We start from the raw sequence: 13,375 nt of genomic DNA on the forward strand, positions 1-13,375 counted from the left end.
ATTTTTATTTTATAAATATGGTACCTAAAATAGCGATGATAGGGGGCGGAAGCTGGGCGACTGCCATTGTGAAAATGCTTGCAGATAATTTAGCTGAAAAGGAAATTTTTTGGTGGATGCGCAACGAGGCAGCCATAGCGCACATTAAAAAATTTAAACATAACCCTAATTATATTAGTTCTGTTGAGATTAAACTTACTCAGGAAGACCATATTTCTTCAGATATCAACGCCATCATAAAATCTGCCGAATTTATAATTCTAAATGTTCCGGCAGCATTTTTAAAAAATACTTTAACTTCCATCACTGCCGAAGATTTAAAGGGCAAAAAAATCATTTCAGCTATAAAAGGCATCGTACCCGAAGATAATCTGATTATCGGCGAATTTTTGCACGAAAATTATAATATCCCATACGATGATATTTTGGTGGTTAGCGGACCATGCCATGCCGAGGAAGTAGCTTTAGAAAAATTATCATACCTCACTATAGCCTGTACCGATGTAGAAAAGGCATCAACTTTCGCTTCATTTTTAAACACCCGTTACATTAAAACAAATGTGTCAGACGATATTTTCGGGACGGAATATGCTGCGGTTTTAAAAAATATTTATGCTGTAGCCAGTGGTATTTGCCATGGCATTGGTTATGGAGATAACTTTCAGGCGGTGTTGATCAGCAACGCCATCCGTGAGATTAAACGCTTTGTTGATGCCGTTCATCCCATCAATAGGGATATTATGGAATCGGCATATCTTGGCGATTTGTTGGTTACGGCCTATTCGCAGTTCAGCCGCAACCGTACCTTTGGTAACATGGTAGGGAAAGGTTATACCGTAAAATCTGCCCAATTGGAGATGAATATGGTTGCCGAAGGTTATTATGCCGTTAAGTGTATGCATATTAAAAACCAGGCGTATAGTGTAGATATGCCAATTTGCAAGGCGGTGCACAGTATTATTTACGAAAACCGTTCGCCGCATATCGAAATGAAATTGCTGGCCGAGAAATTAAATTAGTGTCACCCTGAGGGATAATTTATTGTATAAAAATCAATATACATTCCAGGAGAATTTAAAACAATAAATTTCCCCAGATTATCGTCATTGCGAGAAGGCTTTTTCAGCCGACGAAGCAATCTTAAAACGATCGCTACTACCGTGCGCATTAAGATTGCTTCGTCGTACCTCCTCGCAATGACGACTTTTCTATATGAATCTGTCAATGGTAGCGTAGTCAGAGGGTATCCATTTAATTTATCAGGCTCCGGAAGTCTTCGACTACGCTCAGATCGACAGCTGCGGTACTTAACTTGTTACGATTTGAGTTCTTCTTCCAGTACCAATTGTTTAGCCCCGGGCGCAGCGGCATCCCTGAAGCGCAGCGAAAGGATATAGCGGAGAACGGGAACAAATTTTAATAATTGCTTCTGTCCTTGCGCTCCAAAAAAACAATTCAAATCTTTTGTAAAGCAGATTCTGAGCTTTTCGGTTCGGGCAGTCCTTCTTTTCGCTATTATCTTTTTGTGATGGTTAGTGAGGGATGTTTGTGTGGGTACAACAAAAAGGATAACCGCTTCAATAAAGTTTATTGAGCGAAGGGCTGTGCAAGAAATATAGGCATCTTTTTAGCCTCGGTGTCACCCTGAGCGTAGTCGAAGGGTATCCATAATTTATCAGTCTATAGAAGTCTTCGACTACGCTCAGGCCGACAGCTGCAGTACTTAACTTGTTACGATTTGAGCTCTTTTTGTAGTACCAATTGTTTAGCCCCGGGCGAAGCGGCATCCCTGGAGCGCAGCGAAAGGATACAGCGGAGAACGGGAACAAACTTTAATCGTTGCTTCGAACCCTGCGCTCCAAAAAAAACAATTTAAATCTTTTGAAAAGCAGGTTTAGTGCTTTTCGGTTGGGGCAGTCCTTCTTTCCGCTATTATCTTTTTGTGATGGTTAGTGAGGGATATTTGTGTGGGTACAGCAAAAAGGATAACCGCTTCAATAAGGTTTATTAAACGAAGGGCTGTGCAAGAAATATAGGCATCTTTTTAGCCTCGGTGTCACCCTGAGCGTAGTCGAAGGGTATCCATTTTAATTTATAGTGTAACAGAAATAAAACAAATCTTATAATCAACTGTTATTCTCTAAATAAAAATATAGCTGTCATGAAAAGAAAATTAGTAATGGGTTTATTAACGCTGGCCTTATTTGGAGGTGCAGCCTTAACCGTAAATGCTCAGGAAAAGAAAAAAACTGAAGTTGGTAAAGCATTAGATCATACCGGAAAAGCAATTAGTAAAGGTGCTAAATCTGTAGGTAATAAAACTGCCGAGGTAGCAGTAAAAGGCAGTTCGAAAGTTGCTGATAAAACCTGGAAAGGTAAAATGGCACCAGATGGATCTGATGTTTATATCAATGCAAAAAATGAAAAATATTATGTAAACTCGAAAGGGGCTAAAATCTGGTTAAAACCTAGTCAGATTAAAAACAGACCTGTAGATAAGAAATAGTAGTAAATATGCGATCATAGAGAAGTCCAGTTTCCAAAACTGGACTTCTCCTTTATAGGGCAAAACTGAGGTTTGTTTTATACTATCGTTCCGTACAGATCGAAATCTTCGGCCCTGTCGATCTTAACATTTACAAAGCTTCCGTTAGCGGCATAACCTGTAGCCGCATCAATTAAAACTTCGTTATCAACCTCGGGCGAGTCAAATTCGGTTCTTCCAACGAAGAAATCACCTTCTTTTTTATCGATCAGTACCTTGAAGATTTTGCCTACTTTTTCTTGATTAATATCGAACGAAATGCCTTGTTGAATTTCCATAATATCATCTACACGTTGTTGTTTTACTTCGTCCGGAATATCATCAACTAAGGTATGTGCATGTGTTTTTTCTTCATGCGAATAGGTAAAGCAACCTAAACGATCGAATTTGGTTTCGGCAACCCATTCCTTCATTTCTTCAAAATCGTGTTCAGTTTCGCCAGGGTAGCCACAAATTAAAGTAGTACGCATGGCGATGTTTGGTACCTTATCTCTAATTTGGTTCACTAAATCGATGGTTTTTTGTTTGGTGGTACCACGGCGCATCGATTTTAGCATATTGTCTGTAATGTGCTGTAATGGCATATCCAGATATTTGCAGATGTTATCGCGCTCGTTCATGGCATCTAAAATTTCCATTGGGAAGCCCGAAGGGTAGGCGTATTGCAAACGGATCCATTCGATTCCGGGAACATCCGATAAACGACGCATCAACTCATCTAACTTGCGCACGCCATAAAGGTCTAACCCGTAATAGGTAAGGTCCTGAGCAATTAAAATCAGTTCTTTTGTGCCGTTTTTAGCTAGTATTTTAGCCTCGTTAACCAATTCTTCCATTGGTTTGCTCAAGTGTTTGCCACGCATTAAAGGGATGGCACAAAAAGAGCAAGGACGGTTACAGCCTTCAGCAATTTTGAAATAAGCGAAATGAGAAGGTGTGGTTAGCAAACGCTCGCCAATCAGTTCGTGCTTGTAATTCGCACCCAGCTCATGTAATATATTCTGTAAATCGTTAGTGCCGAAAAAGGCATCAACATTGGTAATTTCTGATTCCAGTTCGGGTTTGTAACGTTCAGATAAACAGCCTGTAACCACTACTTTGCCAATTTTACCGGCTTCCTTTAGTTCGCTGAACTGTAGAATGGTATCGATTGATTCTTGTTTAGCATTATCGATAAAACCGCAGGTGTTAATTACAACGATATCATCTTTGCCCATCTTGTCTGATTCGTGCACAACATTTAAGTTGTTGCCACGCAGCTGGCCCATCAATACTTCCGAATCGTATATGTTTTTTGAACAACCTAATGTAATTACATTAATCTTGGGTTGTTTAATTGCGCTTTTACTTCTTACTATTTTGGTATTCATCTTTCACTTAATCTTTCTATAAACACAACATTTTTGTAACCTGTGTCTTGTTGGTGTGGTCGTCATCCTGAATTCATTTCAGGATCTCAATGGCAGATGCTGAAATGAATTCAGCATGACGGTCGATAATGATTTGATTTATAAATTTAGCTTACTTAAACAAACTGTTCACAAACTCTTTCTTATCAAAAAGCTGTAAGTCGCCAATTTTTTCTCCTACACCAATATATTTAACAGGAATCCTGAACTGATCTGAAATTCCGATTACGACACCGCCTTTTGCTGTTCCGTCTAATTTTGTAATGGCCAATGCATTAACATCAGTAGCTTCGGTAAACTGTTTGCACTGTTCAAAGGCATTTTGTCCGGTCGAGGCATCTAACACCAATAAAATTTCGTGCGGTGCACCTGGCACTACCTTTTGCATCACCTGTTTAATTTTACCCAACTCGTTCATCAAACCGATTTTGTTGTGTAAACGTCCGGCAGTATCAATAATCACTACATCTTCGTTGTTAGCAACAGCCGATTGTAAGGTATCAAACGCAACTGAAGCAGGATCAGAACCCATGGCCTGTGCCACAACCCTCACGCCAACACGTTCGCCCCAGAGTTTAATCTGGTCAACGGCCGCAGCTCTAAAGGTATCTGCCGCACCTAATACTACCTTAAGTCCCGATTCCTTAAGTTTATGGGCCAGCTTTCCGATGGTCGTGGTTTTACCCACACCATTTACGCCAACCACCATAATTACATAAGGTTTATGATCGCCGTATTCGAACTGACGGAAATCGTTACTGTTGTTTTCAGATAAAAGCAACTGGATCTCGTCGCGGAGAATAAAGTTAAGCTCAGAAGTGTTTAGATATTTATCTTTGGCAACACGTTCTTCAATACGTTTGATAATTTTTAATGTAGTACTTACGCCTACATCAGAAGTTACCAAAACTTCTTCCAGATTATCGAGTACTTCATCATCAACAGAAGATTTTCCTGCTACAGCTTTGGTAATTTTATTAAAGAAACCGTCTTTAGTTTTCTCTAAACCTTTATCCAGCGCTTCCTGAGCTTCAGGTGCAGTTTCTTTCTTTTTGAAAAAATCGAATAAACCCATTAGTTATTTTTATGTTTTTTTAAGAAATCGGTAGGTGTTTGTGCCGGTATTTTACTGCCTGTGAAATCCTTTGTATTCCTGGTTATAATAAGATCAATCTGATTTAGTTCTGCAGCAGCATTTTGTACTGCATCTTCAAAATCTGAAAAATTAGAGTGGATTGCGAAGATGATCGTATCTTTATTAATGCCAAGAATATTTATCGTACTTATAAGCGTAAGAAGAATATCTATTGTTTTGGCGTGACCTATATTTTTTTTGCAGATGTAATATATATCAGTAAAAGTTGAGGCCAAAATGAATCCATTTATATTTATGTCATCAACTTTGTTCAGCGCCTTGAAAGAATCCTCAAAGAAAGGATGCCTTTTAAGACTTATATCTATAAAAATATTGGTGTCAAATAGAATGTTCATTTACTTATGCTTGTCCATAAGATAGTCGTATTTAGCCTTATCTGGATCAATTCCTTCCAATACTCCCGAAAATTTGTCAAGAAAATCTTTCATCTTTTTTTTTGGCGCGTTTTGAATCACTTCATCCAAAATAATCACTTCAACTTCTTTATTTTTTATATCAAATCCGTCAGGAACAACAATAGTTCCGTTTTCAGAAACTTTTGCTTTAAACTTATACGCTTCCATGGTTGTGCTTTTTTCAAAGATAATCAATTTTTCCTAACGTAAATTTCACTAACAAAAAAAGCCCTTCCGGTTAAAACGGAACGGCCTTTAATATTTTTAATATTAAAAAATATTAACCTTATTTAGATGCAATAGCATCTTTTACGTGGTCGTTGTGTACGATAAGTTCTTTGAATGAGTAAGCACCGGTTTTTGGTGATTTTACCATTGTAATTACTTTCGAATATTCTTTACCTGTACCTGTTTTAAGGGTTGCAACTACTTTCTTTGCCATGTTCTTATAATTTTAAATGATTGAATGATAGAAGGATTGAATGAGCGGTTAACCCCTCAACCTTAAGCCTTTTACCTTCAGCCTTATTTAATCTCTTTGTGTACGGTTACTTTTCTCAATACTGGATTGAATTTTTTCAATTCTAATCTTTCAGTAGTGTTTTTACGGTTTTTGGTAGAAATATATCTAGACATACCTGGCATGCCACTTTCTTTATGTTCAGTACATTCTAAAATAACCTGAACTCTGTTACCTTTTTTTGCCATTTTAATATAAATTGAAAACTGTTAATCTCAACAGTTAATGTTTTTTACAAAAATCCTTTTTTTACGAAACGGTTAATTGCTTCGCTAATACCCACTTTATTGATGGTTTTAATCGCTGAAGTAGAAACTTTCAACGTAATCCAACGGTTTTCTTCAGGAATATAAAATTTCTGAAGTTGTAGGTTTGGGTAAAATTTGCGTTTGGTTTTAACGTTTGAGTGAGAAACGTTGTTACCTACCATTGCTTTTTTTCCTGTTAAATCACAAACTCTTGACATGACTTGTAAATATAGTTGTTAATATCGTCCGCTTAATTTTTTTAAGAGTGTGCAAATATCTGAATAATAATTGTAAACAGCAATAGTACAGCTAAATATTTTTTGTAATTAATATTTATAGGCTGAAAAGGTTTATGCAGTGTTTGTTCATCACGAATATTAAATACTTCATATGCAACATCTATTTAAAATAAATATTTCTGATCAAACGTTTGATATTCATTTTGATACGATTAGACTATTTTTCCTTATTATTATTTATTTAAATTAGCCCCACTAATCCAAAATATAGAAACGAGCAATGCAAATTACATCTTTTAAGCAATACGAAGAAGATTATAAGAAAAGCGTAGAAAACCCCGAGCAGTTTTGGGGCGAAGTGGCGCAAAACTTTCAATGGCGCAAGCCTTGGTTCAAAGTATTATCCTGGAACTTCAACGAACCAAATATCAAGTGGTTCGAAGGCGCTAAACTTAATATTACCGAAAATTGTTTAGATCGGCACTTGGCTACCAATGGCGATAAACCTGCTATTGTTTGGGAACCTAATAATCCTGAAGAAGAAAGTGTTACTTATACTTATAAAATGTTGCACGAACGCGTTTGCCGTTTTGCCAACGTTTTAAAACGTAACGGCGCAAAAAAAGGCGACCGTATTTGTATCTATATGCCTATGGTGCCCGAACTTGCTATTGCTGTTTTGGCCTGTGCCAGAATTGGTGCCGTTCACTCCGTTATTTTTGGTGGATTTTCTGCTAAATCTATTGCCGACAGGATTAACGATTCGCAATGTAAAGTGGTGATTACGGCTGATGGTTCTTATCGTGGCAACAAACAGATTCCTTTAAAAGATGTAATTGACGATGCCTTAATTGGTTGCCCAACTGTTGAAAAATGTATCGTGTTAACCCATATCCGTACACCCGTTTCGATGTTGAAAGGCAGGGATGTGTGGTGGGAAGATGAGGTTAAACACGTAAATGATATTTGTGAAGCAGAAGAAATGGATGCAGAGGATATGCTCTTTATCCTTTATACTTCTGGTTCTACCGGAAAACCTAAAGGTGTGGTGCATACCTGTGGTGGTTATATGGTTTATGCGGGTTATACTTTTTCGAATGTATTTAATTATCAGCCTGGCGAAGTTTATTTCTGTACAGCCGATATTGGCTGGATTACCGGTCACTCTTATATTGTTTACGGACCGCTTTCACAAGGGGCAACATCTGTATTGTTCGAAGGAATCCCAACATACCCAACGCCTTCTCGCTTTTGGGATATTGTAGAAAAACATAAAGTAAATACCTTATATACTGCTCCAACGGCCATCCGCTCATTAATGAGTTATGGAGAAGAGCCATTAAACGGCAAAGATTTAAGCTCAATCCGCGTTTTAGGCTCGGTAGGAGAGCCGATTAACGAAGAAGCATGGCATTGGTTCGATGAGAAAATCGGGCACGGTAAAGCGCCTATTGTTGATACCTGGTGGCAAACGGAAACAGGAGGCATTATGATTTCGCCTATTGCTACGGTAACACCAACCAAACCTAGTTTTGCTACACTGCCGTTGCCGGGTATTCAACCGATTTTGGTAGACGAAAATGGTAATGAAATTGAAGGAAATGGGGTGATGGGAAATCTTTGTATCAAATTCCCTTGGCCGGGCATGTTGCGTACAACTTATGGCGATCACGAACGCTGCAAACAGACTTATTTCTCTACTTACGAGAATTTATATTTTACTGGCGACGGCTGTTTACGTGATGAAGATGGTTATTATCGGATCACAGGTCGTGTGGATGATGTATTAAATGTTTCTGGACATAGAATTGGTACCGCCGAGGTAGAAAATGCGATTAACATGCACGCTGGTGTGGTAGAAAGTGCAGTGGTGGGTTACCCGCATGATGTAAAAGGTCAGGGCATTTATGCTTTTGTAATCTACCCTGAAATGCATGGCGAGGCAGAATTGTCTAAAAAAGATATCTTGCAAACAGTTACCCGTGTAATTGGTGCGATAGCCAAGCCTGATAAAATATTGTTTGTTTCTGGTTTGCCAAAAACGCGTTCGGGCAAAATTATGCGTAGAATTCTGCGCAAAATTGCTGAAGGAGATACCAGTAATTTAGGCGATACCTCTACGCTGCTTGATCCGGGAGTGGTAGAAGAGATAATATCGGCCGCGAAGAAACTTTAAATCCCAAGTGCCAGATACAAAAATGCCCCGAAATTTCGGGGCATTTTTGTTAATATGTTGTTTTAATAACCTGGGTTTTGAACTAGGTTTTTGTTGGCATCAATTTCCCTTTGTGGAATTGGGAAAACTAATCTGGTAGAATTCCAGGGTAAGCTACCAATATTGGTTTGCGTTCTTTTTGCATCATGTAATGAAAAGCCTTCAAAAGCAAATTCCAGTTTTCTTTCATTTAGAATATTTGCCAGGGTAGCGGTTAGTGTTGTTAAGCCAGCCCTACTTCTAACGGTGCTTAAATCTTGTAGTGGTGTAACGCCTCCAATAGGAGCAGCCGGAGCTAAGCGAACATTACATTCTGCTCTGATTAAATACATTTCTGCAAGCCTGATTACGGGAACATTTCCGAATTGATTTCCAAATTTCGCCGTAAAAATATCGTCATCATCGTAAAAGGCATTAGCCCTATCGTCGCCAGCACTATAAGTTGCGTCAATCCAATCTTGCGAAATTACAGCATCTCCACGGCCACCAAATGTTGATGAACCATAAAATTCATTAAAACCGTTAAATCCGGTTAAAGTTGTTACCTGCATAGCGAAAACATCTTCTGTCGAATTTTCTCCGGGTTTTGCAGGTTTTCCACTTTCTGGCATTTTAGGAAAAGCATCAAGGTAGGCCCCTGTTAACTGATAATTTCCTGAAGTAATTACCCGGTTTGCAGCAGAAGCGGCAGCACTATAATTGCCCATTTGTAAATACAACCTGGCTAACATTGCTGCAGCCGAAGATTTAGTGGCAAAGAAACTATTAGTTGCAGGTAATTTAGCTTCAGCATCGGTTAAATCAGCTATGGCCTGATTATAAACTGCCGCTACTGTAGCCCTGCTTACATAACTTGATTCGTTTACAATGTTAGTTGGGCTTAATACGATCGGTACCCCCAGGTTTGTACTTGCCGAACCATCGTTGTAGGCTTTTCCAAATAACCTAACCAACTCAAAATAGGCTGCACCCCTAATAAATTTGGCTTCACCTTCAACCCTGCTCTTTTTAGCAGCATCTACTTTATCTATAGCTGCAATAACATTATTGGCATCATTAATTGCGGTATAGCCCGATGCCCAAACGTTATCAACAAAAGTATTTGTTTTTAGTAACGACTTGTTTATTGCCTGCGTTAGTTCTTCATATGTGCCGAACCATTCAATGGCATCGGTATTCGCTAAGAAATCAGCTATCAAAAACGAACGGCCACCGAAAAAATTACGGCTGCCAAGATCTGAATAGGCTCCAATTAGCGCTCCTTCAACATCTTTAGAGGTAAGCAAAGCATTTTTTTGCTCAATGGTATCAACAGGATTTACATCTAGTGCCTTTTTGCATGATGATAAAGCCATCAAAAACAGGCAAGCAAATATGATATTATTTATATATGTCTTTTTCATTTTGATTCTTTTTTAATTACAGGCCAATGTTAATACCGAATGAAATTACCCGTGGTTGTGGTGCTGAGTAAAAATCTACGCCCTGATTAATGTTTGTCGATTGATAATCTGCATTAACCTCCGGGTCCCATCCTTTGTAACCCGTTATGGTAAGCAGGTTTTGCGCCGTAGCATATAACCTTAATTTGCTTAACTTAATTTTGGTTAATACCGAAACTGGAAAAGTATAGCCAAGCGTTAATGTTTTTAAGCGGACATAAGAACCGTCAGATAAATATCTTGTTGAGTTTCCGATACCGTTTCCTGCAAACAGACGGGGCTCTGGAACAGATGTAATATCACCCGGTTTATCCCAGTAACTCATTTGATCTGCAGTTTGGTTATCATAACCGTTTGATGCATTTGCGCTCATATACTGGCCGCCGGCATTGAAAATTTTATTGCCTTTTACACCTTGGAAAAATATACCTAAATCGAAATTCTTGTACGAAAACGTGTTGTTTAAGCCGAATGTATATTTAGGATTAGGGTTGCCTGCAAAAATCCGTTGTGCATCGTTAATGTTATTTGTTGTGCTCCTGTCTACATTGCCGTTTGCATCAACTGTGTTTTTGTAATAAATCGCATCACCATTAGCCGGATTTACCCCGGCATATTCCGGAATGTAAAATACACCGATCGGTTGCCCTGAAATAGCCGCATTTATTTCATTGCTATTTAAAATCTGCCCTCCTAAATTTGTAATCTTATTGTTGTTAATTGCTCCCGTTATTGCTGTTGACCATTTAAATGCGCCTACAAAATTTTCTGTATTGATGCCCAACTCAAACCCGGTATTTTTTAGCGAACCTAAATTTTGGGTTTTAGTAGAGAAACCTGTTGTTTGCGGGATAGGTACATCCAATAATAAATCGGTGGTGTTTTTTTGATAGAAATCAAAAATTCCTGTAATTCTGTTCTTTAAAATACCAAAATCAAAGCCGATATCGAGTTGCTTCGTTTTTTCCCATGTTAAATCCGGATTGGCTATCCGCGAAGGAGTTTGCCCGGGCAAACCACCGTATGCCCCAGTTCCAGCGAATAAACCACGGGCAGAATAATTACCAATTTCGGCATTACCTGTTAAACCATAACTTGCCCTAAATTTTAATAAACTGATGGTTTCGCTTTGTTTTAAGAAATCTTCTTCAGATGCAATCCAGGCCACCGAACCTGCCGGAAAATACCCATATCTGTTATTGGCTCCAAAACGTGATGAACCATCAGCCCTTACACTAAAACCCACTAAATAACGGTCGTTGTATTTATAATTGGCCCTAAAGAAATAAGACAGAAAGCTAAAAGCGCCTTCATTACTGGTTGCAATTACTTTTGTTGCAGCAGAACCTAATTTAATGTAAGAATCACTTGGGAAATCCTGTCCTTCAATGGTGCTGTACTTGGTGGTTGATTTTTGATAACTTGTACCCAAAATAACATCAAAAGCACTTTTTCCGATAGTTGTATTATAACTGAAGAAATTATTGGTGTTGGCATTAATTACAAAAGTTGAAATATTTTGCCCGTACCCATTCGATGTGCCCGTATTCCTAAAAGTTAATGAGCCATAATAACTTTCTTCGTTTTGATTTAAGTTATCAATAGAAAAATCAGTGCTGAATTTTAATCCCTTAGCAAGGTTTATATTCGCAAAAGCTTTGCCAATTGTCCGGTACACTGTTGCTTTATAAAAAGCATTATCTACACTAATGAATGGATTGTAGTACACCGGATAATTTGAAGCTGCTCCAGGTAAACTTCCACTTATTAAACCCGATCTTGGGTCTATAAAAGGCGTAATTGGCGAAAGTGCTACAGATTGTAAAGGACTTGAAAAAGCGTTATCGTTTGATAATCTGTTGTTAATACTATTTGAAAAATTAAGGTTAACACCTACTTCTAAAAAATCAGTTACTTTATTGGTTAGGTTTAGCCGGCCGCTGTAGCGTTTATAACTGTTGCCTATCACAATTCCCTGTTGATCCAGCGCCTGCCCGCCGATGTAGAACTTCGTTTTTTCATTGCCACCTGTTAAATTAAGGTCGTACTGTTGCGTAACCGGTTTGTCCTGAAAAGAAGCAGCTTCCCAGTTAGAATTTACCTTGTATGTTTGATAATCGTTGTTGCCAGCTGAATACCGGTTTAAACGCGCCTCTACACTTGCGCTATAATCATCTAATGCTTCTTGCAGGGTTGCATAATCTCCATTGAGAAAATCCTGATTCGCCTGGCCCTGCCCAGCTCTGCGCTCTATTTGAACGTATTGTTCTGCATTTAAAAAATCCCTATGGTTAGAAGGGGAGCTTACTCCACCCAGTGCATTAAACTGGATAAGTGTTTTGCCTGCCTTACCTTGTTTGGTGGTGATCAATACCACACCGTTTGAAGCTCTGGCACCATAAATTGCCGATGCCGATGCATCCTTTAATACTTCTATAGATTCGATATCATTGGTGTTTATATCTGCCAAAGCACTCGTAGGCGCAGTAGTACTTGAAAAATCTCCCGAAGTAATGGGTATTCCATCAACGATGTAAAGTGGCTCGCTACCGGCAGTTACGGAGGCAGCGCCCCTAACCCTTACCGTTATTCCCTGCCCTAATTTTCCATTTTGAGCGGCAATCTGAACACCTGCCGCTTTTCCTTGTAAGGCCTGTTCAAAACTTGTTACGGGTAAGTTTTCCAGGTCTTTAGATTTAACAGAGGCCACAGATCCGGTCACATCCCGCTTATTCTGTGTACCGTAACCCACCACCACCACATCCGATAGCGTATTGTTTTCCTCATCAAGGTTTACATTGATGCTTTGCCCTGTAATAGGCACTTCTTTGGTTTTGTAACCGATAAAGCTAAAAACAAGTGTTTTAGCATCATCCGAAACGGTTAATTTAAAGGCGCCCGAGGCATCACTCTGTGTGCCGTTAGCAGGTGAGCCTTTTACAAATACGCTAACGCCCGGAATTGGTCCGGAGGTTGACGTAACTTTCCCGGTAATCACTTTGCCTTGTGCGAAAGCAAACGAAATTACACTGAGAGATAAAATCATACATAAAAGTAGTTTTTTCATCAAATTGGTAGTTTAGTTAATAATGTTTATTCATTCATAGAAATGATACTCTTAATTTAACTAAAAATATGTAAAAAACCATCTGTATCAGGATAAAATCAGACCATTCTTTGGTCTAATGTGCTTAAATCAAAACAAA

At 38.7% G+C, this 13,375-nt stretch carries 12 protein-coding genes; 3 read left to right on the forward strand and 9 right to left on the reverse strand.

The features are described from left to right. Positions 1-17 precede the first annotated feature (17 nt). Entirely contained in the window at positions 18-1,019 is a 1,002-nt protein-coding gene (locus tag AC07VK_RS10780; RefSeq protein ID WP_492960340.1) for an NAD(P)H-dependent glycerol-3-phosphate dehydrogenase, read from the forward strand. Positions 1,020-2,161: 1,142 nt separating this feature from the next. Then, on the forward strand, positions 2,162-2,506 hold the full coding sequence (locus AC07VK_RS10785) for a hypothetical protein (RefSeq protein ID WP_492953991.1): 345 nt from the start codon (positions 2,162-2,164) through the stop codon (positions 2,504-2,506). A 77-nt stretch (positions 2,507-2,583) separates the two neighbouring features. Here AC07VK_RS10785 and rimO read toward each other — a convergent pair whose 3' ends face one another. From rimO to rpmB, 7 genes are all read right to left on the reverse strand, one after another. Then, positions 2,584-3,915 carry a 30S ribosomal protein S12 methylthiotransferase RimO gene (gene rimO / locus AC07VK_RS10790; protein ID WP_492960342.1) on the reverse strand — a complete coding sequence of 444 codons (1,332 nt, stop codon included), beginning with the start codon at positions 3,913-3,915 and terminating at the stop codon, positions 2,584-2,586. 151 nt (positions 3,916-4,066) lie between these two features. After that, positions 4,067-5,029, reverse strand: a complete 963-nt coding sequence (gene ftsY / locus AC07VK_RS10795; protein WP_029276206.1) for a signal recognition particle-docking protein FtsY — start codon at positions 5,027-5,029, stop codon at positions 4,067-4,069. Next, positions 5,029-5,445 (reverse strand): type II toxin-antitoxin system VapC family toxin, encoded by a 417-nt coding sequence (locus AC07VK_RS10800; protein WP_426325902.1) that lies wholly within the window; start codon positions 5,443-5,445, stop codon positions 5,029-5,031. The genes ftsY and AC07VK_RS10800 overlap by 1 nt, the downstream gene beginning before the upstream one ends. Continuing rightward, a complete protein-coding gene (locus tag AC07VK_RS10805; protein ID WP_426325900.1) occupies positions 5,446-5,673 on the reverse strand; it encodes a hypothetical protein in 228 nt (75 codons plus the stop codon). 118 nt (positions 5,674-5,791) lie between these two features. After that, positions 5,792-5,947, reverse strand: coding sequence for a DUF4295 domain-containing protein (locus AC07VK_RS10810; protein WP_010599808.1), 156 nt, complete (start codon positions 5,945-5,947; stop codon positions 5,792-5,794). An 83-nt stretch (positions 5,948-6,030) separates the two neighbouring features. After that, on the reverse strand, positions 6,031-6,213 hold the full coding sequence (gene rpmG / locus AC07VK_RS10815; protein WP_010599807.1) for a 50S ribosomal protein L33: 183 nt from the start codon (positions 6,211-6,213) through the stop codon (positions 6,031-6,033). 44 nt (positions 6,214-6,257) lie between these two features. Beyond that, on the reverse strand, positions 6,258-6,491 hold the full coding sequence (gene rpmB, locus AC07VK_RS10820; RefSeq protein WP_025145121.1) for a 50S ribosomal protein L28: 234 nt from the start codon (positions 6,489-6,491) through the stop codon (positions 6,258-6,260). A 301-nt stretch (positions 6,492-6,792) separates the two neighbouring features. On the opposite strand from rpmB, the gene acs reads away from it, so the two are divergent. After that, complete coding sequence (acs, locus tag AC07VK_RS10825; protein WP_492960345.1) at positions 6,793-8,688, forward strand: acetate--CoA ligase; 1,896 nt, start codon at positions 6,793-6,795, stop codon at positions 8,686-8,688. A 62-nt stretch (positions 8,689-8,750) separates the two neighbouring features. Here acs and AC07VK_RS10830 read toward each other — a convergent pair whose 3' ends face one another. Further along, the gene (locus tag AC07VK_RS10830; protein ID WP_492960347.1) at positions 8,751-10,130 is read right to left on the reverse strand and encodes a RagB/SusD family nutrient uptake outer membrane protein; all 1,380 of its coding nucleotides are present in this window, start codon (positions 10,128-10,130) and stop codon (positions 8,751-8,753) included. Positions 10,131-10,146: 16 nt separating this feature from the next. Then, positions 10,147-13,236 (reverse strand): SusC/RagA family TonB-linked outer membrane protein, encoded by a 3,090-nt coding sequence (locus AC07VK_RS10835; RefSeq protein WP_492960349.1) that lies wholly within the window; start codon positions 13,234-13,236, stop codon positions 10,147-10,149. Positions 13,237-13,375 lie beyond the last annotated feature (139 nt).

Source organism: Pedobacter sp. GW821-FHT01D05 (assembly GCF_059422505.1).